This window comes from Pullulanibacillus camelliae, assembly GCF_014642655.1.
GTDB lineage: Bacteria > Bacillota > Bacilli > Bacillales > Sporolactobacillaceae > Pullulanibacillus > Pullulanibacillus camelliae.
This window is the reverse complement of record NZ_BMIR01000003.1, coordinates 17,372-41,457: the sequence shown is the minus strand read 5'-3', so window position 1 is coordinate 41,457 and position 24,086 is coordinate 17,372. Positions and strand designations below refer to the sequence as shown.

22 protein-coding genes are annotated in these 24,086 nt (G+C 41.1%); 9 read left to right on the top strand and 13 right to left on the bottom strand.

Translation table 11 applies throughout. From position 1 onward, the window contains the following. Positions 1-11 precede the first annotated feature (11 nt). Positions 12-2,312 (bottom strand): adhesive domain-containing protein, encoded by a 2,301-nt coding sequence (locus IEW82_RS04595; RefSeq protein ID WP_188689908.1) that lies wholly within the window; start codon positions 2,310-2,312, stop codon positions 12-14. Positions 2,313-2,938: 626 nt separating this feature from the next. Between IEW82_RS04595 and IEW82_RS04590 the strand changes: the two genes are divergently transcribed. From IEW82_RS04590 to sigI, 3 genes are all read left to right on the top strand, one after another. Next, entirely contained in the window at positions 2,939-3,202 is a 264-nt protein-coding gene (locus IEW82_RS04590; protein WP_188689905.1) for a hypothetical protein, read from the top strand. Positions 3,203-3,356: 154 nt separating this feature from the next. Continuing rightward, positions 3,357-3,806, top strand: a complete 450-nt coding sequence (locus IEW82_RS04585; protein ID WP_188689901.1) for an AbrB/MazE/SpoVT family DNA-binding domain-containing protein — start codon at positions 3,357-3,359, stop codon at positions 3,804-3,806. A 188-nt stretch (positions 3,807-3,994) separates the two neighbouring features. Beyond that, on the top strand, positions 3,995-4,720 hold the full coding sequence (sigI, locus tag IEW82_RS04580) for an RNA polymerase sigma-I factor (protein ID WP_188689898.1): 726 nt from the start codon (positions 3,995-3,997) through the stop codon (positions 4,718-4,720). 4 nt (positions 4,721-4,724) lie between these two features. On the opposite strand, the gene IEW82_RS04575 is transcribed toward sigI, so the two are convergent. The 6 genes from IEW82_RS04575 to IEW82_RS04550 form a co-directional block, all read right to left on the bottom strand. Then, on the bottom strand, positions 4,725-5,075 hold the full coding sequence (locus IEW82_RS04575) for a hypothetical protein (protein WP_188689895.1): 351 nt from the start codon (positions 5,073-5,075) through the stop codon (positions 4,725-4,727). A gap of 599 nt (positions 5,076-5,674) precedes the next feature. Beyond that, positions 5,675-6,145, bottom strand: coding sequence for a GNAT family N-acetyltransferase (locus IEW82_RS04570; protein ID WP_229672319.1), 471 nt, complete (start codon positions 6,143-6,145; stop codon positions 5,675-5,677). Positions 6,146-6,269: 124 nt separating this feature from the next. Further along, on the bottom strand, positions 6,270-7,220 hold the full coding sequence (locus tag IEW82_RS04565) for an SDR family NAD(P)-dependent oxidoreductase (protein ID WP_188690464.1): 951 nt from the start codon (positions 7,218-7,220) through the stop codon (positions 6,270-6,272). An 86-nt stretch (positions 7,221-7,306) separates the two neighbouring features. Continuing rightward, positions 7,307-7,828 carry a TetR/AcrR family transcriptional regulator gene (locus IEW82_RS04560; protein ID WP_188689892.1) on the bottom strand — a complete coding sequence of 174 codons (522 nt, stop codon included), beginning with the start codon at positions 7,826-7,828 and terminating at the stop codon, positions 7,307-7,309. Between the two features lie 623 nt (positions 7,829-8,451). Continuing rightward, on the bottom strand, positions 8,452-9,654 hold the full coding sequence (locus IEW82_RS04555) for a macrolide family glycosyltransferase (protein WP_188689888.1): 1,203 nt from the start codon (positions 9,652-9,654) through the stop codon (positions 8,452-8,454). Between the two features lie 646 nt (positions 9,655-10,300). Then, positions 10,301-10,903, bottom strand: coding sequence for a TetR/AcrR family transcriptional regulator (locus tag IEW82_RS04550; protein ID WP_188689885.1), 603 nt, complete (start codon positions 10,901-10,903; stop codon positions 10,301-10,303). A gap of 119 nt (positions 10,904-11,022) precedes the next feature. On the opposite strand from IEW82_RS04550, the gene IEW82_RS04545 reads away from it, so the two are divergent. Next, positions 11,023-11,595 (top strand): cysteine hydrolase family protein, encoded by a 573-nt coding sequence (locus tag IEW82_RS04545; protein ID WP_188689883.1) that lies wholly within the window; start codon positions 11,023-11,025, stop codon positions 11,593-11,595. A 115-nt stretch (positions 11,596-11,710) separates the two neighbouring features. Continuing rightward, on the top strand, positions 11,711-13,105 hold the full coding sequence (locus tag IEW82_RS04540; RefSeq protein WP_229672317.1) for an MFS transporter: 1,395 nt from the start codon (positions 11,711-11,713) through the stop codon (positions 13,103-13,105). Positions 13,106-13,384: 279 nt separating this feature from the next. Here the strand turns inward: IEW82_RS04540 and IEW82_RS04535 are convergent, their stop codons facing one another. After that, positions 13,385-14,380, bottom strand: coding sequence for an SDR family NAD(P)-dependent oxidoreductase (locus tag IEW82_RS04535; RefSeq protein WP_188689880.1), 996 nt, complete (start codon positions 14,378-14,380; stop codon positions 13,385-13,387). A gap of 229 nt (positions 14,381-14,609) precedes the next feature. On the opposite strand from IEW82_RS04535, the gene IEW82_RS04530 reads away from it, so the two are divergent. Continuing rightward, on the top strand, positions 14,610-15,584 hold the full coding sequence (locus IEW82_RS04530; RefSeq protein ID WP_188689877.1) for an AraC family transcriptional regulator: 975 nt from the start codon (positions 14,610-14,612) through the stop codon (positions 15,582-15,584). Positions 15,585-16,041: 457 nt separating this feature from the next. On the opposite strand, the gene IEW82_RS04525 is transcribed toward IEW82_RS04530, so the two are convergent. The 5 genes from IEW82_RS04525 to IEW82_RS04505 form a co-directional block, all read right to left on the bottom strand. Further along, a complete protein-coding gene (locus tag IEW82_RS04525; protein ID WP_188689874.1) occupies positions 16,042-17,139 on the bottom strand; it encodes an NAD(P)-dependent alcohol dehydrogenase in 1,098 nt (365 codons plus the stop codon). A 164-nt stretch (positions 17,140-17,303) separates the two neighbouring features. Next, positions 17,304-17,849, bottom strand: a complete 546-nt coding sequence (locus IEW82_RS04520) for an HPP family protein (RefSeq protein ID WP_188689871.1) — start codon at positions 17,847-17,849, stop codon at positions 17,304-17,306. A gap of 428 nt (positions 17,850-18,277) precedes the next feature. Further along, on the bottom strand, positions 18,278-18,862 hold the full coding sequence (locus tag IEW82_RS04515; protein ID WP_188690461.1) for a CGNR zinc finger domain-containing protein: 585 nt from the start codon (positions 18,860-18,862) through the stop codon (positions 18,278-18,280). Positions 18,863-18,976: 114 nt separating this feature from the next. After that, positions 18,977-19,756, bottom strand: a complete 780-nt coding sequence (locus IEW82_RS04510; protein WP_188689869.1) for a YibE/F family protein — start codon at positions 19,754-19,756, stop codon at positions 18,977-18,979. Next, positions 19,753-20,874, bottom strand: coding sequence for a YibE/F family protein (locus IEW82_RS04505; protein WP_188689866.1), 1,122 nt, complete (start codon positions 20,872-20,874; stop codon positions 19,753-19,755). Before IEW82_RS04505 ends, IEW82_RS04510 begins: the two co-directional genes overlap by 4 nt. Positions 20,875-21,485: 611 nt before the next feature. On the opposite strand from IEW82_RS04505, the gene dcd reads away from it, so the two are divergent. Genes dcd through folE2 form a run of 3 tightly spaced genes read left to right on the top strand, consistent with a single transcriptional unit; the run spans position 21,486 to position 24,009 of the window. Beyond that, complete coding sequence (gene dcd, locus IEW82_RS04500) at positions 21,486-22,043, top strand: dCTP deaminase (RefSeq protein ID WP_188689863.1); 558 nt, start codon at positions 21,486-21,488, stop codon at positions 22,041-22,043. A gap of 31 nt (positions 22,044-22,074) precedes the next feature. Beyond that, positions 22,075-23,076: a CobW family GTP-binding protein gene (locus IEW82_RS04495; protein WP_188689859.1), complete on the top strand. Its 1,002-nt coding sequence runs from the start codon at positions 22,075-22,077 to the stop codon at positions 23,074-23,076. A gap of 36 nt (positions 23,077-23,112) precedes the next feature. Next, entirely contained in the window at positions 23,113-24,009 is an 897-nt protein-coding gene (folE2, locus tag IEW82_RS04490; RefSeq protein WP_188689856.1) for a GTP cyclohydrolase FolE2, read from the top strand. The last annotated feature ends 77 nt before the right edge of the window (positions 24,010-24,086 follow it).

The window sequence follows — 24,086 nt, the reverse complement described above, 5'->3', positions numbered from 1 at the left end:
CATGGGAAGCATTAGTTCTTTTGCGTTTTTCTACGAAGAAGTTTTCCTACAATCCCCATAATGAGCGCACCAATTCCAGCAACACCTATGTTCCATGTATTAGTTGAGGTCTGAGGTAACGTATCCCCTGAATCTTGGTTATTCGAAATACTAGAGGTATTGTCTTCTCCAATTGAAGCTCCTGCACCTTGAACAAGGCTATTGCCTCCAATATTACTTCCCGAACCATACCCCATATCCACAGGTATTGTTGTATGATTACTATCGGCATCGGCATCGGCGTCAGCATCAGCATCAGCGTCAGCATCGGCGTCAGCATCAGCATCAGCATCGGCGTCAGCATCAGCATCGGCATCAGCATCAGCGTCAGCATCGGCATCAGCGTCGGCATCGGCATCAGCGTCAGCATCGGCATCAGCGTCGGCATCAGCATCAGCGTCGGCATCGGCATCAGCATCGGCATCAGCGTCAGCATCGGCGTCAGCATCGGCATCAGCGTCTGCGTCGGCATCAGCATCAGCATCAGCGTCGGCATCGGCATCAGCGTCAGCATCGGCATCAGCGTCGGCATCAGCATCAGCATCAGCATCGGCGTCGGCATCAGCATCGGCATCAGCGTCTGCGTCGGCATCAGCATCAGCATCAGCGTCGGCATCGGCATCAGCGTCAGCGTCGGCGTCTGCGTCGGCATCAGCGTCGGCATCAGCGTCGGCATCAGCATCCGCATCAGCGTCGGCATCAGCATCAGCATCGGCATCAGCGTCGGCATCGGCATCCGCATCGGCATCGGCATCGGCGTCTGCGTCGGCATCAGCATCAGCATCAGCATCGGCATCAGCATCAGCGTCAGCATCAGCATCAGCATCAGCATCGGCATCAGCGTCAGCATCAGCGTCGGCATCAGCGTCAGCATCAGCGTCAGCATCAGCGTCGGCATCAGCATCGGCATCAGCATCAGCATCGGCGTCGGCGTCGGCATCAGCGTCGGCATCAGCATCGGCATCAGCGTCAGCATCGGCATCAGCATCGGCGTCAGCATCGGCATCAGCATCAGCGTCAGCATCAGCATCGGCATCAGCGTCTGCGTCGGCATCAGCATCAGCATCGGCATCAGCGTCGGCATCAGCGTCGGCATCGGCATCGGCGTCGGCATCAGCGTCGGCATCAGCGTCAGCGTCGGCGTCGGCATCAGCATCAGCGTCGGCATCAGCGTCGGCATCAGCATCAGCATCAGCGTCGGCATCAGCATCAGCGTCGGCATCAGCGTCGGCATCGGCGTCATCTTCAAATAGAAGTGTCGTTTGAGCACCTTCGTCACTTATCACATTGACATCAAATGAAGGATCATTGACTGCCGCAGCGCTCACAGTAGCTTCTGGTGCCTCTGGATCTGAGAATTGCGCCTTAAGATTGAAGCTTGTTTGCCCTAACAAATTAGCATCCAAGGCCTGTGTTAGTACATCACTGGAGCCATTCGCGATATCATTTACTAAATCAAACAAGGGGTTTGCTGCTGACTTGATGCCCTGAAGTGCATCATTAACCCCAGGAACAATACCTGTATAAGTCAATTCATTGATAGCCTTTTGTAATGGATCAAACAATCCAGCAAAAGCTGAGCGCGTATATTCACCAAGTCCTTCAGTAAAATCTACTGTAATGGTTTTACCATCACTTGAAATTTTACCGGGCACAGTAACATTGTAAGAACCTAGATCTTGAGCGTTTTTAATAGCATCAAAGGCTGTATTTAATGGATCAAGATCAATTCCTAAAATATCTTCTATTCCAGGTATGCTTGTTAATGTATTGATAGCAGTCCCTAAAGTGTTAACAAGAGGACTAATGCCTGGTAAATCACCCGGAGTAATTGCTGTTAATTGAGCATTCACGGTAACGGTGGGATCCCCAATGATCTTTCCTTGCAGCTCTGGTGGTAAATTAAAGACAACAATCTTAGGATCAGCTAATCCTAAATTAGCAACACCTGTGCCTTTATAAGTTAAATCTAAGTCATAATTGCCATCTGAATTTTTTTGCATTTGATTTCCATTATTAGATACTAAAGAGGTATTTTGCAGAATAGCTATATCAGCTAATCCCTGTGCTTGAGCAACAGAAATAGCTGGATTTGTAAGAGAACTGTTTGAACTAGCAAAAGCTGGATGAGAAAGTGGTACTGCTGTAAACGCAATCGTTGTCGTTGCGGTAGCAATCAATCTAGTTTGATTATAGATTTTTTTAGCATTAATTTTCTTTTTGTTGGCATTTCTTTTCATTTTTTTCTTATAATCAAAATTTTTAGATCCCAATACAATTCCTCCTTTTTAAAACTAGAATAGTTAATTTCATCAAAGTCCTATGTAACTCAGTCAGACCTCTAACCCTCCTCCATTAAAATATTCTAAATATTATATCGAATCTTAAAGGATTTTAGTTTTAAATGTCAAATTATGAAAAATATTAATAAAAAGTAATTATATGGTACTTATTACCCATAAAAATGACGATTTTATAAAAATTGCATCCATAAAAATCAATTAGTGACAAAGTTATTTCATATAAATTGTAAAATTATTACAAAATATAATCTAAAAGAAACAAAATTATCAAAAAAATAATAAAAAAAGAGATTACCAAAAGTTGGTTAACTTTTAAGTAATCTCTTTTAAGGTTAAGTAATTTTTCAAAACGATCATTTTGGATTAATATTTATCCATTTTAAACCAAATGAATAATTAATTCTGTCATTTATTTACGATTTAGGAACTGAATTTCGAAATCTTTCTATATCGAAAGTCTTATATTTACCTTTTTTAAAAATTTCCTTTTTTGACAATGAAAAATTGTGGTGCTAAGCTTTTTTTCAGTAAATATTCTAGAGTTAAAATTTTAGATACAATCATTCGAATGATTTAAATACACTAGGGGGGATAAAATGAATGGGATCAGGGACTCTCTTACTTATGGAGATATAAATCAACAAAGTTTTGCATCACATAATGAAGAAATCACCAAATATATGGCTAAAATTATAAAAGATTCTTTATACCTTATCAAAAACCTTTTACAACTATTGTATAGAAATAAAGAAATAATCAAAAAGGATAATCTTCACCTTTATTATAAAAAAATAATTAATGAAATCATTCACATAGAAAATATTCTAATCCAGTTAATGAATACCATAAGTTATTACTAATCTAAGAAGCTTGATTAAATTCCAAAATTTTATATAAACACTCATCCCTTACCAATAACTACCTAGGCAGTTGAAAATGAATACTATACGCCTTTAATTATTTGAACATTCTAACAAAATAACCTTCATTAAACACTATAGGGGTGGTGTATTAATGCAATTTCTTGGGACAACTCGAATCAACCATGAAGGGCGCTTATTAATACCAAAAAATATTAGAGATCTTTATCACTTAGAACCCCCTAAAAAAATTGAGTTGTTTTATAAGGATCATGGCATTTATGTCATGACAAATATAAAGAACACTCAAAAGGGCATTATAAGGACCATTAATTGGCAAGGACGGCTAACCATCCCAACCAGATACCGCCAAAAGTTATCCTGGGAAAAGGATAATATTATCGAATTATTATATGTTGATTCAACTAGTTTTTTTTTACGTGGTGACCATAGAGTGTGCACATTTTGTTTAAAATCATATACCGATATGGTCATGATATATGACAAATATATATGTGATGATTGTCTCCAAACGGCTTTAGGCAAAAAATATATGATCAATCAAACAACGTCTTTTAAAAATTGTGTAACAGATTTAGACTAAGTATTTCTCTATTTAGAATAACATATAGAAGCATATTGAGTAAGTCTATTTTCCATCTGGATGTGCTTATTAACTCAAGATTATTTCTATCCTATTAACAAACCCATCCTACTCTGCTTCTTTATTTTGCACTTTTTTAACTGTATGACCCACTATTTAATCCATTCATAAGGAGGTAATAATAAGCCATGAGGACCTTAGCTTCTGAAAGAGGCGTTTCAGAACCTATCGAGAATAAAATTGTTTCTATTCAACAAGGTGATGAACAAATACGCTATCAATTATTGAAAGATTATCAACCATTAGTAAAAAAAATTGTTTCTAATGTTTGTAATTATTATATTGATGAAACAATGGATGAATTTAGTATTGGTTTATCAGCATTTAATGATGCAATAAACCAATACAAAAGCATGAAGAATATCCGCTTTGTTACATTTGCTCATATCGTCATTCGAAGAAAAGTTATTGATTTTATCCGAAAAGAATCGCGGCATAGACAAATTATTTTTATGGAAGAAAACATTGACAACCAAGATAATTTGGAGGAAAGTCTTCCACAATTGCAAAAGGCGGTTAGACAATATGAGTTGAATTGTCAGAGTGAAGACATTCTATGTGAAATTAATGAATTAAAAAAACTACTTACTGAATATGGCATTTCCCTCAAGTGCGTTCAAAAGCAATGCCCTAAGAAAATTGATTCTAGAAGACGTATCAAAAACATCGCAAACACCATTGCAGAAAATGCCGATTTAGTACACTATTTAAAACTTAAAAAGAAACTCCCAATGAAACAGCTTTTAAATACAATCCCTTATAGCCGCAAAACTGTTCAAAGGTTTAAATGTTACATTATTGCAATTGTATTGATTTCTACTGGTTCCTTTACTCGATTAAAATCATATATCTAAACGTTTAATTCCTCTTTAACTTATTAGCCAGTTTTAGAGTCAGGCAAACGCTCTTCCTGTTCAACTGTTTGTGTTGCTTCTGAATAACCTTGTCTTTCTCTAACAATTGCTCCTTTAAGCTAGCCCTTTTAGCATGCTCTTGGGCCTCTACCAGAGGATAATACCTCTCCCATCTTTGTACCATTTCTTTTAAGGTACAGCCACTAATCGATTGAATGGGCTGAAGCTCGATCTGTGCAAGCTTATCTTCAAGAGGCACAGTGCTTGATGTGATGCTTTTTTTATAGATATGGTCGGAGCTGTGATGATTCGTTGCCTCATTAAAGTCGCATTTCTCAACCAAGAAGCAATTCATACATCGATTATCCGTAATTAAAAACAAATGATATGCAAAGGTAGTAAATCAAAAAAGCTCTCACGGAATTCATCCATTTAATATATTCGCTTTTGTGAGCAATTTTAAGGGAACTCTTAAGTCACTTTGTGATTTTTTTGATAACAACATAGCATTTATAAATAACAAAAAACGCCGTAAGCAGTGCATCAACCCCTTACGACGTTGTTTTAACCAGATTAATTGCTTCATATCCATTTACATTTATTTCACGTAAATCTAAAGATAGCCATCAATTGCTCCTAAAAAGGAGCTTAAAATACAATGATCATTCGATAAAGAACAAACTGAGCAACATAACCCTACCTAAACCTACGAGTGAGTCGACCGATAAAAATAATCCCCCATGATCTAAATGTATCCTTTATTGAAAAGTTAACGAATGAACCTCCATTGATGTGAGTAATAGTGTTATTTTATGCAGTTGTCGCTAAAACCATCTAACAATTGAAGGTGAATTTTTCTATGATAAATTTACAGTTGATGAAAGGTTACCAGCGGTTCAACGATATATTACAGGCAAAGAGTGTTATGCAATGCTCAGTTAATCAATGGTTGTTTTACAAGGATTCTTCCTTTGAGTCCTGCGTAGCACCACTCAATATCATGTCTATATGCGGTATCCCATCTTCCAAATACACCTCTGAAATCTTTTTGAATCCAAATGCACTGTAAAATCGAATTAAATAGGCTTGTGCGGAAATCTTAATTGGCTTCTTCGGAAATCTCCTTTTGATCTCAGCGATTGTTTCTTGCACGATCAACTTCCCGAAATTTTCCTTTCGAAAGGATTTAGGGACCAAAACACGTCCAAATTCAATCTGTTCTTTTCGTTCAATAATTCTTGTATAACCATTGAGTTCTTTATTATTATTGAGCAAAAACACATGAATCGCTTGAAAATCATCTTGATCCACTTCCTGATATGGACAGTGCTGTTCAACGACAAATACAGACACACGATGTTGGAAGATCATAACCAATTCCGTCGGAGTCAAATCTGCTGTTTTCTTAATGATTACATCTACCAATCGCCTTCACCTCTTTTCATCTATAAAATCATTCTATTTGAATCATGTCTAGCAATCCAGTCATTCACGACAGAACCCATCCACTTCTCTTCCACCGTCTTCATTCTCTCAATTCTACCCTAAGTCACCCTTTTTGCATCAAGATTCTCAGTGTTGCTTCAAGCCCTTCCTTAAAAGGTGTCTTGGGAATTGGACCAATCCGTTTCTCATATTTATCACCATTTAATATGAAGCCTTCTTTCGTCAGATACATAATCTCAACAACTTCTCTCATAAAGGCATCAAACCAGCCGATCAAGTGTATCGCTGTTTTATTTAAAGGTATCACCATCTTACGGTTCCCTGTTATCTCACGAGCCAATTGAATGATTTCTTTTCCTGAAATCACTCCTGCTCCAGGAATATTCCAATTTTCTCGGTAGGCATCCTCTTTTTCTGCTATGTTCACAATCATTTTGGCTGCATCAGGTAAATAAACATATTCTCTTGGCGTTTTCAAATTACCAATAAAAATAGTGGGTCTATTTGCAGCTATCCCTTCTAATGTTGGCTGCAAATAGGAGTTCTGCGAGGTTGCGCCATAATAATCAGGCAAACGAACAATTAACGGCTGGGCACGCTGCCACTTATCACTAAATATTAAGGCTTCAAAAGCAAGTCTTAGCTTTCCCTTCTTAGTGTGAGGATGCTTTGGGTGTGTCTCGTCGCCTTTGCCCACTTGATGGCCATAAACATAGATGCCATCAACAATCACAATCTTCTTCCCTAAATAATCAGCCGCCTTCATTATGCTTTTTCCCAACGGAAGGAGGCGGTCGGCCATCTCAGTATAACTCACATTGGCACACTGAAAGATGACCTCCGCAGGTTTTGCTGCATCAATAATGGACTGCGCATCAAAGATATCCCCTAGTCGGTAGGATAACCGCTGATTAAAGTGATGTTCTGCCAGCAATCCTTTTAATTTAGCTTCTGATCTCCCGAAGGCCATCACATTAACACCCCTGTCCAATAATTCTGATACAATGGCTCGACCCGTTCCACCCGTTGCCCCTAAAACAATAGCTGTTTTCATCATTCATCTCTCCTTTAATTAGTGATTGATCAATAACTTATTTTGTTATAGAAAACTTAGCTTGTAGCTAAGCCCTAAAATTCCTTTCAATTACCCTTTTGACCAGCAATCAGCTCTGGACAGTCCATAAAGAATGCGATATTACACAACATGCCTCGAGCGAGAAAGGTCGTAACCTCCCTTTCAGCATGTGTCAGTCCCGCAGTTTGACACCTTTCAAGCACATAGCTTCTTATCTGTAACAGGCCCTGTTTCGAGGATTGTCTAATGGCTTGCTCTGGCACAGATAGGCCAATAACCTGTAGCTTTATTTCATTAGGATGAGAGATACTTAATTGTTCATAAGTTTCAATCATTTTGGCAACGAGTTGCGGGGAACCCTCCTTCACCTCTTTAAAGGCCTGTAGGATTCTTGCAAATGCCCGGTCTAACGCTGCAATAAACAGGTCCTCCTTTGTTTTAAAAAAACGAAAAACATAAGGTTGAGAGATCCCTGCCTTCTCTGCAATATCCGCTGTGGTCGTATTATAATATCCTCTCTCAGCAAACACCTCTAAGCCCGCCTCGAGAATTTCCTCTATTCGCTCTTCCTTCTTCGCTCTTGCCATTTCAGAAAGCCCCTTAATAAATTTAGTTAGTGATTGATCAATTATATAATAACCAAACACAAATCATTATGCAAGTGTTTTTATAAAATCAAATGCTCCTAAATGAGGTATAGCGGAATATTATAGTCGATAACACTGCCTCTTGATTTAAAAAAGCAAGCCCCTCAGTCGCCCTAAAGGGACTTGCTCATTTAAAAAACCTTAAATCTAAGAACCGGGCAAAAGTCATCTGATCCTCGTTCAGTCAAGCATTAAAATGTTTCTTACCACAATGCACCGTCAATACAAAGTGGATGAGAGCGGAAGACGTGAGACATCTTCGGGAACGGGGCGAGGGTTACTTCACGAATAAATAACGCGTTGTTCCGAGGAAGCTGACGACAAAACAGATCTACTCGACGCAGGAACAGGGGATTGGGTCTAATAGACTTGGGAATCTTTAAAGAACTTTGTCTAAGTGTCTTACATTTTTCAAAGAACTTCGACTAAAATCGCCACATCCATTAAGGAACTTCGGTGTGTCGGAGGTCGTGTCCGAGGAAAGCGAGTGTGCTGGAGCGAAAATCTAGACTATCCACTCCATTAGTCCCTCAAATTTTATGCTCTCTTATTATTCAAAAAAGCTATATCTTCAGATGGGCTTCATAACTTTCCGTAAAACGTAAAATGGCATCAACACCCTTCTTGTATCCACCAGCTTCTCGGAAGGACGCACTGATTTGCTTGGCGCTTTGCCTGTACTTAGGGTCATTCAACACCGTAATCACTGCATTTTTCAGCGCCTCACCTGTGAGCGTTTGTAGATCAAGCTGAACACCTGCACCAAGCTCTTCCACACGATCTGCCACTATAGGTTGATCGCTTCCTGCAGGAAGCATCACTAACGGGACATTAAAATAAAGTGCCTCATTTGTACTATTCATGCCACAATGTGTAACAAAGACATCTGCTTGTTCCAACACCTTTAATTGTGGTACATACTGTTGGACAACGATATGATCAGGGATCGGTCCTAAAGACTCAATAGCTGTGTTTTTTCCTACACTCAGAATAATATTAAACGGTAAGTTTTTAAAGGTTTGTATCACTGTTTGATAAAAGTGCGGCTGATCATTTAACACTGTACCCATGGAGGCATAGATGAGAGGTTGGTTAGGCTTAAAAGTGACGCTGAATGCCTGATCCTGCTCTGTACGCGACGTGATTGATGGACCAATGAAAACGTACCGATTCCTTGGAAAAGTGGCACTTTCCATTTGAAAAAATGAGGACGTAAAGACAATGTTCAAGTCCCCGTCACAAAGCATAGCCTTTGGAAAATCAGGTAATGCCATGTCATAGGTGTCTCGTAATCGTTCTAGCGTCTTTTTTAACTTATCCATATCAATAAGACCGTTCAGCTTCGATTTTTCTCTTAATGCGTTCAATCGATCCGCCATCTTTTCATTTATCGCAAATATGGACCATGTAGAGATGGTGGGCTTCTTAAGCAAGTGACCAATAATCTTTCCTGGAAGAGCATTCGCATCATAGATAACGTAGTCAATGTTATCCTGCTGTATGTCATTGTAAATCGAATCAACCACGTCCTCAATCCGCTCCAGCATTCGAAGTATCGCATAAGGAGGCTTCTCTTTTGGTGATAAATCTAGTCCATAATCCAGTCGTCTAAATTCAGCACCGGCATGCTCAATACGCGCTTTAAAAGGCTCACTGCAATAATAGATAACCTTCTCCCCACGCGCCGTCAATTCTTTAACTATACCTAGAGTAGGATTCACATGACCTTCAGCTGGAAGGTTAATATACAGATAGTTCGCCAACATACACACCTTCTATCAAAAGTTTGTCAACCGCAAAAGACCTCTCCATCATAGAAAAATTGCTAGATTCAAACAAGATGCGAAGGTTTTAGCCCTTTTGTAACCCTGATGCAGGATAAGAGAATCGCTCTAGTTATAATGTTGAATAAAGATTTACATAGGACTTATTCACATGTCAAGAAGCATGTTATTAGATAGCTTAACGAGGGGGCTAGTCTTTCTGATAGTATAAGAAAAACCGGGCGAAAAGCATGTCCGGTCCTTGGCTTGGTACAGAGCATTATGATATATGAAAGAGGCTTCATTGCCTGATCAAGTGGATGGGATGGAGTGGAAGGCGCGAGAAATTCGGAACACTCTAATATCGTGTGTTCCTCGGGCGCCGCTGACTCATGATGCGGAGACTAGACTCCAGCGGGAAGTGGGAGATCGGTAAGACCTTAGCAGCGCGAGGAGGCTTATCACTCCCCCGCGGAAAGCGAGCGGCCTGGAGCGGAAATCCGCACCGTCCTCATGACCAGAAATTTTATACTTTCTGATCCTTCAAAAAAACAAAAAAGTGATACTACTGTGTATCCCTCTTGGTTTAAGGAGATTTGTCATTTTAAAAAAGCTTTGATGCCAATGCCCCCTTATCACTCCAAAGCTTTTATGAAATAAACATAAGATAAAGCTGATCCAAAATTTCCTTGGGAGAATAGCCGCGTATTTCTCTTTGAAATAAATAGGCATCGCTTTTTAAAGCTTCAAGTAACATATCCGCTCTAAAAATAATATTGGGCTGCCCTTCTCCTCCGGCATCCATCTCTTTAAATAATCCCACAAAGCGCTGATGCAATTCTTCATACAAAGGACTCCGTGTTCTCGATTTATTTCGACTGGCCAGCGAGGCATCCTCAACCCCTTTAAGCAGTTGCGCCTTACTTTCCCTAAAGCGAATAAATATGCTAAGAATCCCCTTTAGTCGTTCACTTGGCGGAGCCGTCTGATTTTCCTCTAAGTATGCTTCAATATTCTCAAAGCATAACACAAGATTATCTTTAATGAGATCCAGACACAATTCTCCTTTATTCCCATAACGGCGATAGAGTGTCCCTGGACCGATCTCAGCTTCTGTAGCAATTTGATTCATGCTCACATGTTCAACCCCATATTGATCGAATAGTCTTGAAGCCGTATCTAGTATACGCTGTCTATTTTCAGCAGCATCGCGTCGTTCTGTACGAACACGGGTGATTTTCTCATCCTTCATTAGTCAACACTCTCTTTCATCCTGTAGTCAAACTCTTGACAAACGGAGATATCTCCATTTATTATAAGTGAGAGAGTTCTCCACTTAATATTAACTTATAAAAAAGGAGTTTACAACACATGCAAAAACCATCTGGAAACACAGCATTATTGGTTATGGACTTACAAAATGGCATTGCTTCTCATCTAGGAGATCATCTAGAAGAAGCCATTGTGCCTTATCAAAAGGCAATCAAAACAGCCCGTGAGCACGATATCCCTGTTATTTTTGTCAGAGTAGGGTTTAGTCCGGGTTATCCTGAGATTAGTGCCAAAAACAAAGCTTTTTCAGCTATTACAGATCAGGTTGCCATGACGGTTAATGACGTGTCCACACAAATCCATGAGCTTGTTAAACCTGAGGGCAATGAACCTGTCGTCACAAAATATCGTGTGAGTGCCTTTGCCGGCAGCAATCTTGAAGTGATCTTACGCGCCCAACAAATTGATAATATTGTTCTCAGCGGCATTGCTACAAGCGGAGTGGTGCTATCGACTCTACGCGAGGCTGCTGACAAAGATTTTGGTATTCATGTTCTAAGCGATGCTTGTTTTGATCGAGATCCTGAGGTACATCGCGTTCTTATGGAAAAAGTATTTCCACGCCAAGCCGATGTTTTAACCGTTGACGCCTGGATTGACAGTTTAAATTAAAACGTTAGGGCCTGTTTCAAAACAGCTGGAACAGGCTCTATCTCATTATAAACAATGAAGATTCCGCTCTAGATTTTCTTATACCCTACAAGGTTTTAGAAGGAAGGCATATATTGTGTTGAGAAGTAAAAAAGTAGGAGGGGCAGCAGACAATGCGTTTGATCGTAAACTTATTGCCCCCATGGTGTTAGGATCGATTCTCAATCCGATCAACTCTTCAATTATTTCAGTTGCACTACTTCCTATTGGTCAAGCGTTTGGTGCACCGCCCTCTCAAACCGCCTGGCTTGTTTCTGCTTTATATCTTGCTACAGCGCTTGGACAGCCCGTCGTCGGAAAGCTTATCGATCTTTTTGGCCCAAAGCTCTTATTTATGATCGCGACATCATTAGTTGGGATTTCTGGCGTCGTGGCGATTTTTGCACCAAACCTTTGGTGGCTAGTTGCAGCAAGAGTGTTGCTGGGATTAGGTACTTGTGCAGGTTACCCAGCCTCCATGTATATCATTCGTCGCGAGGCTGAACGAACGGGTGAGGAAAGTCCGACAAGCATTCTTACTATTCTCGCTATCGCTAACCAGACCATTGCAGTCATCGGGCCAACACTTGGAGGGCTGCTTATCGATATAGGTGGCTGGCAAAGCACCTTCATTATTAATATTCCTTTATCCATCGCTTGCATTCTCTTAGGGATTTTCCGTTTACCTCGACAATCACGGTTTGCTCATGAAGAAAAGAAACTGATTTCCATTGATCTTATTGGCATGCTCTTATTCGGCATCACACTTATCTCTGCCTTGCTTTTCTTAATGAATCCAAGCGTGTCTACCCTTTATTTATTAGGCATTGCCATTATCATTGCCATCATCTTTGCTGTATTTGAATTAAAAATCAGCAATCCCTTTATAGACATCCGTGTATTAGGTGGCAATACCCCTTTGTTATTGACTTTTGCGCGTAGCTTGCTCGCGGCTATTGTTGCCTATTGCTTCCTTTATGGCTTTCCGCAATGGTTAGAAAAAGGAAGAGGCTTATCGCCTTCTCATGCTGGGTTATTGCTATTGCCCATGTTCTTAACAGCCATCATCGTCTCTCGGACCACTGGAAAAAGCCCTGCCATTCGTCTGAAATTAATTGTCGGGAGTATTGTCCAATTTATCGCCATGTCACTCATTTTATTAACGAATCATACAAGTAGCATTCTCTTTCTCATTATTCTTATCCTACTGCTCGGTATCCCACAGGGATTACTAAATTTGGCCAATCAAAATGCTGTTTTCTTTCAAGCAGATCCTAAACAAATAGGCGCTTCAGCTGGTTTATTGAGAACCTTTATGTACTTAGGCGCCATCCTTGCTTCAGCTGCGAACGGCCTATTCTTAAAATCTGGAGCAACAACGGCCGGTATGCACCATATAGCCATGTTCAGCAGCGTGATTGGTATCCTTCTCATCGCAATCACTTTATTTGATCGCCGTTTGAAAACAGCCCCCAATAAAAAAACCGCGTGATATCGCACAAGGCAATAGGGCTGGAACAGAAGACATTCAGCCCATAGGGAAGCCGAACGCATTCACAATTTCGATGGATGCGTTCGACTTTTTGAGTAGCATGAAGCGCTCAGGCAAAACACTTCGCTTTCCACAATCACGGCTCAGGTATACACTCAGGGGTCCCCGAAAAATGTGCTTTACTTTTTCCTTAATCACTTTAACGAGATTAGTGCTCTCTTAAACTATAAATCTAGATAATAAGAGAGAGTATCTCTTAACCACCTATTATTTATTACATCATACGTTTCCAATCAGCCGCTTACTCATGTCCCACAAGCGATCAGCAGCTTGGGCATCTATAGCATATGGCATAACACCTAATAGACGATCAGCACCAACATCCGACATAGTCGTATTAGTATCACACTCAATCAAAGGCGCTACGTCAACATTCTCACAATAAACCCCACCCATTTCATTGAGCTGAGGATGCGTTGCACACCAAACCTGTGTCGCAGCCCCTTGCTTTACTGTTTTGAGCTGTCTTTCTGGATCGAGAACTGGGTTGCCATGTGCGTCCAGCACTCCAAATCTCTGCATCTCTTCCAATGAAAAATTTCGCCCTAAATTGGTAATAATACTCCCCGGATGAAGCGAGTAGGCACGAATCCCGTTCCCCTTCTCCCTTGCATCCAACCCCACTGCAAACAAAATGTTGGCGGTCTTCGACTGAGCATATCCTAGCATGGGTCGGTAATTGCGATGCGTAAAGTGAAGATCATCAAACACGACAGGCGATAATTGATGGGCTCGGGACGATACAGAAACAACACGCGCACCCTTGGCAAGACGCAATGCAGGAAGAAGCCGCAGGGTAAGCTGAAAATGTCCAAGATGATTTGTTGCAAAATGATATTCAAACCCCCGTGAATCAAGTGTCAATTTGGGCAGAGCCATGATACCTGCACTGTTTACTAAAATGTGTAACGCCCTTCCAGATGAAAGAAATGTCTCCGCAAAGGCATTAATAGAAGCTGGGTCCAGCAAATCCATCCGTGCAATTTCGACATTATTAAGACCTTTAAGCGCATCAGAAGCCTTGTCATAATCCCGAGTGGGAACAATAACCTTAGCCCCTGCTGCCTGCAATGTTTGTACTGTTTCCAAGCCCAGGCCAGAATAGCCGCCTGTCACTATAGCGTTTTTTCCCCTGAGGTCCATTCCGGCCATCACTTCATCCGTTATCGTAGCAGCTCCAAATCCCGAGCCAATAGGCCTTTGTTTAGTCAACATAAGCATTCCTCCATAGAAAATAAATCGGATAGTAGGACTTCTAAAGTATCCGTCGTTCCATTTTCTATCAAAATTAGGAAAACCACTAGACACATCCCTGCATAATCATTGCCTAAAAATGCAAGAATGAATTGGATGCGATCACACTATGCGTTATAATCATGTATAAGCACAAAAGAAAAGGCACACCTATTTTTCTGCAACTTAATAAGGGGTAGATGAGAAGCTTATGTTCAACAAAAGACAATCAGAACACTACAGAACATCTGTGGATCCAAATGATTCTCTTCATCAGAAATTATTGGATCAACTTATTACATTAGTTAACCAATTTACAGATAAGGAAGGTCAAACTCAAACCAGCATTCCTTTTCTTTCTATTTTTAAACACAGCAATCCTGGCCCTCTGGCTCCAGGTGTTACCACACCTTCATTTTGCCTAATTCTGCAAGGCTCTAAAAAGCTTCTTATAGGTCAGGATATCCTGCATTATCATACAGGCAATTACCTTGCATCAATCATCGACCTGCCAGCAACAGGGCAGGTCACTCGTGCAACACCCGACTCCCCCTATATTGGTTTGCGCATCGATTGCCCAATACAAGAAATCGCCTCTGTAATGATAGAGGCGCAGCTTAGTGCACCATCTAAAGATACAAAACAGACTAGGGCAGCCTTTATAGGAAGCGCGAATGCCGACTTATTGGATCACTTTATTCGGCTCATGAAACTCCTTAATAAACCCGAGCAAGTCCCCTTTCTATCCAATCTCATTAAACGAGAAATGCTGTATGTTTTATTAACTGGAGAATACGGACAGTGCTTCTTACAGCATGCCTTTTTTGATCCACAAGCAGATGGCATCGGTAAGGCGATTGCATGGATAAAGGATAACCTAGCACAATCCTTTACAGTTGAAGAGCTTGCAAAGCTATGTAACATGAGTGTATCCGGGCTCCATCATAAATTTAAAGCATTAACCACCATGGGACCCATACAATATCAAAAAAAGCTTCGACTTCAAGAAGCGCGACGCCTCATGCTTGGTGAATATGTTGACGCAGGGACTGCAGCCCACGCCGTGGGTTATGAAAGCCCCTCACAGTTCAACCGTGAATACCACCGTCATTTCGGCCTACCACCACTCAAGGACATCAAAGCGCTTCGCAAAAGTTCTGGATTAAGTGGCCCCGATATCGATTAAGAAATGACAACAGGTGATAGTATTGCCATTTTCAAGTCAAAGCGCTAGCCCCTTGTACCATTAGAAAAATCGGCAGGCGCCCGGTCATTGTCTGGGTAAAGAGCATCATCCAATATGAAAGAGGCTTCATTGCCTGGTCAAGTGGATGGAAGCGCAAGGCACGAGATTCGGAACACTCTAAAATCGTGTGTTCCTCGGGTGCCGCTGACTCATGATGCGGAGATTAGACTCCTGCGGGAAATGGGAGATCGGTAAGACCTTAGCAGTGCGAAGGCACGAGGAGGCTTACCACTCCCCTGCGGAAAGCGAGCGGCCTTAAGCGGAAATCCGCACCGTCCTCATGACCAGAAATTTCATACTTTCTGATCTTTTAAAAAAACTGGCCCTTTTGTGGGCCAGTCTCCAAATACTTCTTCCTAATACTTCTTCCTATCTGTAATAGCTGAGGGCGAGAGCTTTAAGCCTCCTGCATGACAACAATCGGTTTAATGGTTGCGCCAGATTTAGAATCTTCAAAGGCTGTTTCAAGTTCCTCAAAGTCATAGAATTTAACCAATTTATCAAATGGGAATTGACCCTCTTTGTAATATTGAACTAATTTAGGGATAAAGGTTTGTGGGATGGCATCTCCTTCAACAACACCAATAATGGATTTAACTTCTCCCATTAATTCGGTTTGGACATTGACTGTTAAATCCCCAGTCGCCCCAACAATAGCCAAAGTGCCCATGCTTTTCAAACCATTTAAAGCCTGACGGGTTACAGCTGGAACTCCTGCTGTATCTACAGCATAATGAGTGCCTTTACCAGTAATCCGTCGAACCTCTTCAACTGTATCTACTTTTGCACCATTAATCACGTGGGTCGCTCCCAACTCTTTGGCAAGCTCCAAACGGCTGTCATGCACATCGACAGCGATGATTTTAGAACAGCCAACGATCTTAGCTGCCATGATAGCACTTAAACCCACTGCGCCTGCACCGTAAATCGCAATGGTTGAGCCAAATTCAGGCTTCAATTTATTCAAAACCGTTCCGCTACCCGTTTGGATACCACAGCCCAATGGTCCTAATAGCCGAAGGTCAACATCCTCATCGATTTTTACAACATTTCTTTCATTGGATACTGCATAAGTAGCAAATGAAGATTGACCAAAAAATGTTGAGAATTCTTCTCCATGCTTATGAATGCGTTTAGTGCCGTCGTTCATCACGCCACCGAAGTTCAAATCATTTAATTGTTCACAAGCACTTGGATGTCCTGTTAGGCAGTTTTCACAATGTCCACAAGATGAAAAAGAAAGGACAACATGATCCCCGGGTTTCACCGTCGTGACATCTGCCCCCACTTTCTCAACAATCCCTGACCCTTCATGTCCAAGGACAACAGGAAGTGGAACAGGTACGAATTGTTCACGAGCAACAGCATCTGTATGGCAAACTCCTGAAGCAACTATTTTTATAAGGACTTCATTAGACTTGGGTTCACGAATCTCAACATTTTCGAAAACGAAGTCTCCTTTTGGTTCATATAATGATGCAGCTTTCATTTCCATCTTTCATCAGACCCCTTCTATTTTTCTAGTCTTTTAAGTAAACCGATAGAAATCGTTACCATCATCATAATAGCACCATTGACATTTTTTTAAAATAAAATAGCTCAATCCTACCCCTTCGAAAGGCGCACATTTAAAGAGGGATCATTTCTAGAAGCTGCTCCTTATAACCAGAAGGTTGGATACTGACGCTCCCTACGAACATTATTAATAATCAGTGCAAAAAGTACAATGATTATTGCACCAACAAGGACTGGTGTCACTAAATAACTCCAACTCGATCCAGCCATGATAACAACTAATGGATCAGCCCCTGCTGGTGGATGCGTCGTTTTTGTGACCATCATAACAGCTATCGCCAAACCAACACCTAATCCCATCACCCATGGTGCATGGCCAAAAAGGTGATATCCAAGCAATCCGATGAATGTAGATACAAGGTGTCCCCCTATGATATTACGAGGCTGTGATAAAGGAGCGTTCCACAAGCCAAATGCCAGAACACAGCTCGCACCAAATGGCGCCATGATCCATAATGTCGACGTTGCAGTTGTCAAAAGAAACAATGCAAAAATTGAACAAAACCCTCCAACGAGTCCTGTTAGTGCATCCTTTACATTCACTTGCAGCGGGCTTCTTCCCTTTCCAGCCATTTTAGCTAGAAAAGAAACAGAAGCCTCTTCTTTTTCTATCGTTACTGTTTTCTCCATGAGTGTATCCCCCTCCTCAACTCATGCTTACACTTTACACGCCCCAAACTAACCTGTCAATTGTTTTTTAAACGGTTAGTTATAGCCGTAAGAAAACCGGGTGAAAAGCATGCCCGGTCCTTGTCCTTAGTATATGAAATAGGCTTCATTGCCTGGTCAAGTGGATGGGAGCACAAGGCGCGAGATTCGGAACACTCTAAAATCGTGTGTTTCTCGGGCGCCACTGACTCATGATGCGAAGACTAGACCCCTGCGGAAGTGGGAGATCGGTAAGACCTTAGCAGTGCGAAGGCGCGAGGAGACTTACCACTCCCCGCGAAAGCGAGCGGCCTGGAGGGGAAATCCGCACCGTCCTCATGACCAGAAATTTTATACTTTCTGATCTTTATAAATAGACTACCCTTCCCATGGGAAGGGTAGTCTTTTCTTCACCTACTTTTGCGTTGTTGGTGGACTTGAGCCTTTTTTCTATTGCCACAAATTTTCATTGAACACCATTTACGTCTTCCTGTTTCGTCAATAAACAGCAAGACACAATCAGGATTGGCACATCTTTTTAAAGCCCGTAATTTGCTGTCCTCCATTAGCGTTAATACATCCAAAGCAACTAACGACGCTAACCCGTCCTCAATCTCCCCCACCGGGATGGGGAGCAGCTTGTTATCTATAACTTTATAAGTGAGGGGGGCCTTTTCAATCACAGCTTCTAGAAAGGAAATAAAGTCCTTTGTTATTACCCGCTGTTCGGCGATGTCTTCGAAGTTCTTTCTTAGGATCACGCGCATCGCCAGCAGTGTGTCTAATATTTTGACGCCCCTCATCTCTATTTCTTTAGAAAGCGTGTCATTCCAATACCAATACGGGCTATTGTTGCGCATGTCTTCAAGCCATGCTTGCATCTCTTTTTCTGATACCAATAAATCATGACGCTTGCCTCTTCTGACTATTTCTGTATTAACTAAGTCAAGGGAAGGATGACCAGATATTAGAGGGAATGTCGTTTGCTTCGTCATCATAAGACTCCTACATTTTGACGTTATAACCATTTAATCACTCTTTGAAAGGTTATATATAGGATAGCACATTAGTCCACTTCAATTCATCCTTATTTTCCCTATACTCAACATTCAAGACTGCAGATCAGAATGACTTTCACTTTTATTTCTAAACAAAATAAAAGTCGTAATCCATGCTGTAATCGGAATGATGATCGCCACACCAATCCCCCCACTTAAAATCGAAATCACTTCAGAACTGAAAACTTTGGAGTTAATAATATCCCCAAAAGAATAGGATAACTTTTTAAACCATATAATCAATGTCAAATAACCACCAATGAAAGCAAAATACAAAGTATTAGTGGTCGTTCCTAATATATCTTTGCCTATTTTCACTCCAGATTGGAAAAGGCTTTTTTTACTCATTAAGGGACTGTGGACAAACAATTCATTCATTGATGAGGCAATGGATAATGAAATATCAATAATGGCCCCTATGGTCCCCATAATGATTGTGCATATAGCCACTTTGCCAAAATCTATTCCAACATAAAGCGAAAACCCACTGATTTCGTCCTCCTCTTCCTCACCGAAACCTTGAATCATCGCTTGGTGTTCGATAATAAAGATAAAAGAAATCAAAATGGCCAGCGTAATGACAACGGAAATAAAGGTGGACAGCGTCTTATGATTTAATCTATTGATATAAAACAGATTAATCAAGCTAATCAACAGACACGCAATTAACGTAATCGTAATAATGCTTTTCAAATCCTTCATAAGAATGATGTTAAAAAAGATCACACCAAAATTTAAAAACAACGCCAAAAATGAGGTGATCCCTTTTTTTCCACCAATACTACTCATAAGAACAAATAAAATAGCTGCCAGTAGCATAATGATATTCACGTTCTCTTCTCCTTCCTAAAAATAAATAGCATTGAAAGATAGAGCGTGATGGGAATGGTTAAAACGATCCCAATACTACCCGCCAAAGCACGCACTAATTCTAATGATAGATTTAAAGAAAAGGTATCGATAAGTGGGTACCCATTTTTTAAATACAGGAGAATGATGGGAATTGTGCCACTTATATAGGCAAAAAATAAAATATTTGTCATAGCTCCCATCACATCCCCTCCAATTTCTCGCCCTGAGCGCATGAGGGCTTTACGCGAGAGGGTCTCGCTTTTTTCATACAATTCATAGACAGAAGAAGTGAGCGTAATTGCTAAATCCATTACTGCTCCTAAAGAACCGATTAAGATTTGCGCCATAAATACTTCCTGAGGCGGAATTAACACAAACTGCATGGACTCAAAATGAAGACCATTAGAATCGGTCAACTTTAAGGCTGCATAAGCAATCAACAGGGCAACAAACGTACTGATTAAAGTGGCAATGATAGCCACATAGGTTTTTTCCTGACGGCCGCTGACCAACAATAAGGATATAACAGTAAAAAGAACGACAGCGCCCATGCCAACCAATAACAAGCTTGATTGCTGAAAGTCTAAAAAGAGATTTAAGGCAACCAATAACAGTACAATATTAATAAATAAGCTGATGATAGAATAAAGGCCTTGTCTTTTTCCAATAGCAAGCAAAACAAATAAAAACAGCCCCACAATAATGACAATTGGCTTGTCTCGTTTTGCTCCCGTAATCGTTCCCCCTAATTTATGGTGCCCGTGTGACTCTATAGAGACAAATAAAGTGTTACCTTCCCCATATTTTTGATCATAAGCACCCGATTGAGAATACTGGTTCGTTAAATGGATCAGCTGCCCTTTATATTTTCCATTTTTCATTTTTGCCGTAATCTTTTGGGAAAAAAGTGCATCTTTACTATGATTCGCGTCAATTTGCTTTGTTTTCACCGTCTTAATCTTAATAACCTCAGCCAATGGCTTTTTATATAAAAAAGCATCATGACTAGTAAAAGTAATCGCTAAGCATAAGCAAAGTAGCCCTAATATGTAAAATAAAATCTGTTTACGGCTTAACCTAGTCCATAGTCTTTTCATTGCATGGTTTCTTATTAAATCAACAGTAAAGCGAGGCATAACAGGTTGTCCTTTCATAATAGAGGTAATGACAAAACTTTTTCCTCAAAGACAGCAATAGAGTAACCCCAATAGGAGTCGGTAATTGAAACTTTCCATAAGCGTAATTGTTACGTTTTGTTTATTTTAGCGCTTCCCCTTATGAGATGCAAATCAGGAGTCTTAGACGCCTTATTAGAAAAACCGGGTGAAAGGCATGCCCGGTCCTTGTCCTTAGTATAGAGCATCATTCAATATGAAATAGACTTCATTGCCTGATGAAGCGGATTGGAGCGCAAGGGGCGAGACTCCTGCGGGAAGCGGGAGATCAGTAAGACCTTAGCAGTGCGAAGGCGCGAGAAGGCTTACCACTCCCCCGCGGAAAGCGAGCTGCCTGAAGCAAAAACATGCACTATCCACCCCATCCGCACCCCGAATTATTACTTTAAAAAAACGGTGTTCAGTGATGATCCACTCAAAGCATTGAACCTACCATTGCCTTTTTTCATAGAAAATGATAAATTATCTAGAAACAACGATTAAATCGTAATAATTACTATTTAAATATACCACCTCAAGGAGGGAACCCACTTGTGATTTTATCTAAACCCACACTAGAGAAGAAACTGATAGAAAAAGAACTGATTATTGAGCCCCTGTCTTCCGTACAGCTTCAGCCCGCTTCCATTGACTTGCGGGTGGGCAATCATTTCTTAATCATTGATGAACATGCAACACCTGTGATCTCATTGGACCAACCCGCTGTGTATAGAGAAGTCAATGAGGATAGAATTATTATTCCTCCTAAGGCCTTTGTTTTGGCCACAACGATTGAATACATTCATTTGCCAACCCATCTAACAGCCTTTGTCGAGGGCAGAAGCTCCATAGGTCGCTTAGGATTATTTATTGAAAACGCTGGATGGGTTGATCCTGGGTTTGAGGGGCATATCACACTGGAACTCTACAATTCTAATAGCGTCCCGATAGAAATACAGGCTGGCAGGCGACTATGCCAATTAGTCATCGCCTCATTAGATCAAGATGCGCCGCCCTATGCCGGAAAATATGTAGCCCAAAAAATAGCGACACAAAGTAAAGTGTATCTCGATCGTGAGGCGACACCTCTACACGATTCAGCCTTACAATAACACACATACGGGAGAGAGGATTGAGGCGTTGATGGGAACAGGAGAAATTCCAGTCAATATCTTAACAGGATTTTTAGGCTCAGGAAAAACAACACTATTGAACAATATCTTAACTGAGCACCATGGAGAAAAGGTCGCTGTGATTGTGAATGAATATGGTGATATCAATATTGATGGCTTGCTTGTCCTCCATTCAGATGAAGACATTATTCAAATGAATAACGGTTGTATTTGTTGTACGGTTCGTGGCGATCTGATCAAAATGCTCATGAATTTACTCGTTGCTCAGCATAAAGGGGACATCACATTTGATCGCATTGTGATCGAAACAACAGGGCTTGCTGATCCTGGACCTGTCGCTCAAACCTTTATCTTTGATGAGGCTTTATCCTCAGTTTTTGCGCTCGACACTATTATCACCGTTGTTGATAGCCAGCACATCATCGAGCAATTAGATAGCTTTGAAGAGCCTCAAGAGCAAATCGGCTTTGCCGATATCATCATGCTCAATAAAATAGACTTAGTTGACAGCAGCAGGCTTACAGCCATCCGTCAGCGCATTCACCAAATCAATCCCACAGCAAGGCTATTAGAATCACAGCACAGCCAGGTGGCTTTGTCTGATATTCTCGATATCTATTCCTTTGATTTGGAAAGTAAGTTGATGTTCGATCCCGACTTCTTAGAGGTGCACCACCCTCATCACCATAGTGATAGCGTCACTTCATTATCCTTTATTGAGAAGCACCCTCTTGATATGGAAAAGCTAAATCATTGGATGGCAGATCTCATTACCCATAAAGGACAAGACCTCCTGAGATATAAGGGGATTCTAAATGTAGAAGGCATGAATGAACGCCTGATCTTCCAAGGTGTCCACATGCTCTTTAGTGGGACGTTTGATCGTCCATGGCAGCCCAACGAAGCAAAGGAAAGTCGGCTCATTTTTATTGGAAAGCATTTGGATCAACACGCGCTAACAAAACAATTTAATCAATGCCTTGCTACTCGTCCCCTGCCTTTAAAAGGCTAATTTATTATCACACACAATAAAAGAGGCGGTGCCAAAATGTCAAAGCTATCAAAATTAGAAAGATTGAAGTTATTCGGTTCTGTAGAGCCTTCTGTAAAACAGAAACCGACCAAGAAAGAGGACATGAAGGACTTACAAAATACATTAGCCGATTATTTATTTTCCATCACACAAGTTGGGGTATCCGAGTTGACACTCCCCATCATCTTAAATAGTGATATCGCCCCCTTCAAGCAAATTGTCCAAGCCACCTTCCAAATCACATCTCGATTACCAAGAGAGCGAAAAGGTGTAAATATGAGCCGCTATGTAGAAAAGCTCACGGCCTATTGCAAGGCTGATGGGGCATTGGACTTGCCCGAACTGCGCCTTCTTATTAAACAAATCGCTGAATATTGTGAGCTTCCTACTATAGAAACAAAGATACAATTCCGCTGGTTCTATGATCAACGCTCACCGGTTACTGGACTAACAGGAATGAATGTTGCTGATGGAGAGATTCACCTGGCTTACGCTCCTAATACTGGCTATCAGCAATCGGTTCAGCTCGAGGGAATCGCAACGACACTCTGTCCCTGTTCAAAGGAAATTAGTGAATACGGGGCGCATAACCAAAGAGGGCATGTGCTCATTCATGCAGATATCCCCGCAAATTGGGATGGCGATTGGAAAACACCTCTTCTCAATATTATTGAGAGCAACAGCAGCTCCCCCATTTACCCCATATTGAAGCGTGAGGATGAGAAATTTGTCACTGAAAAGGCCTATGAAAATCCTCGATTTGTCGAAGACTTTGTCCGTCTTGTCGCTGCTGAACTCTGTGAGCTTCCTTGGATAGAAGCATTCCGAGTAAGATGTGAAAATGACGAATCCATTCATTTACATAAAGCCTATGCAGAAATCGAGCACATCCCTACTGAGCGGGACATGTAAACTCCTTATCTGCTGAAAATGTAACCATTAAAAAAACTGCATCCCAATTGTTATGGATACCTAACAATTGGGATGCT

Coding starts and splice junctions, on each gene's coding strand:
- IEW82_RS04515 (WP_188690461.1), bottom strand. CDS start 18,862: ATGACGAAGCAAACGACATTCCCTCTAATATCTGGTCATCCTTCCCTT.
- IEW82_RS04550 (WP_188689885.1), bottom strand. CDS start 10,903: ATGAAGGATGAGAAAATCACCCGTGTTCGTACAGAACGACGCGATGCT.
- IEW82_RS04495 (WP_188689859.1), top strand. CDS start 22,075: ATGGGAACAGGAGAAATTCCAGTCAATATCTTAACAGGATTTTTAGGC.
- folE2 (WP_188689856.1), top strand. CDS start 23,113: ATGTCAAAGCTATCAAAATTAGAAAGATTGAAGTTATTCGGTTCTGTA.
- IEW82_RS04525 (WP_188689874.1), bottom strand. CDS start 17,139: ATGGAAATGAAAGCTGCATCATTATATGAACCAAAAGGAGACTTCGTT.
- IEW82_RS04590 (WP_188689905.1), top strand. CDS start 2,939: ATGAATGGGATCAGGGACTCTCTTACTTATGGAGATATAAATCAACAA.
- IEW82_RS04555 (WP_188689888.1), bottom strand. CDS start 9,654: ATGTTGGCGAACTATCTGTATATTAACCTTCCAGCTGAAGGTCATGTG.
- IEW82_RS04520 (WP_188689871.1), bottom strand. CDS start 17,849: ATGGAGAAAACAGTAACGATAGAAAAAGAAGAGGCTTCTGTTTCTTTT.
- IEW82_RS04545 (WP_188689883.1), top strand. CDS start 11,023: ATGCAAAAACCATCTGGAAACACAGCATTATTGGTTATGGACTTACAA.
- IEW82_RS04585 (WP_188689901.1), top strand. CDS start 3,357: ATGCAATTTCTTGGGACAACTCGAATCAACCATGAAGGGCGCTTATTA.
- IEW82_RS04565 (WP_188690464.1), bottom strand. CDS start 7,220: ATGAAAACAGCTATTGTTTTAGGGGCAACGGGTGGAACGGGTCGAGCC.
- IEW82_RS04530 (WP_188689877.1), top strand. CDS start 14,610: ATGTTCAACAAAAGACAATCAGAACACTACAGAACATCTGTGGATCCA.
- IEW82_RS04560 (WP_188689892.1), bottom strand. CDS start 7,828: ATGGCAAGAGCGAAGAAGGAAGAGCGAATAGAGGAAATTCTCGAGGCG.
- IEW82_RS04505 (WP_188689866.1), bottom strand. CDS start 20,874: ATGAAAAGACTATGGACTAGGTTAAGCCGTAAACAGATTTTATTTTAC.
- IEW82_RS04575 (WP_188689895.1), bottom strand. CDS start 5,075: ATGAATTGCTTCTTGGTTGAGAAATGCGACTTTAATGAGGCAACGAAT.
- sigI (WP_188689898.1), top strand. CDS start 3,995: ATGAGGACCTTAGCTTCTGAAAGAGGCGTTTCAGAACCTATCGAGAAT.
- IEW82_RS04535 (WP_188689880.1), bottom strand. CDS start 14,380: ATGTTGACTAAACAAAGGCCTATTGGCTCGGGATTTGGAGCTGCTACG.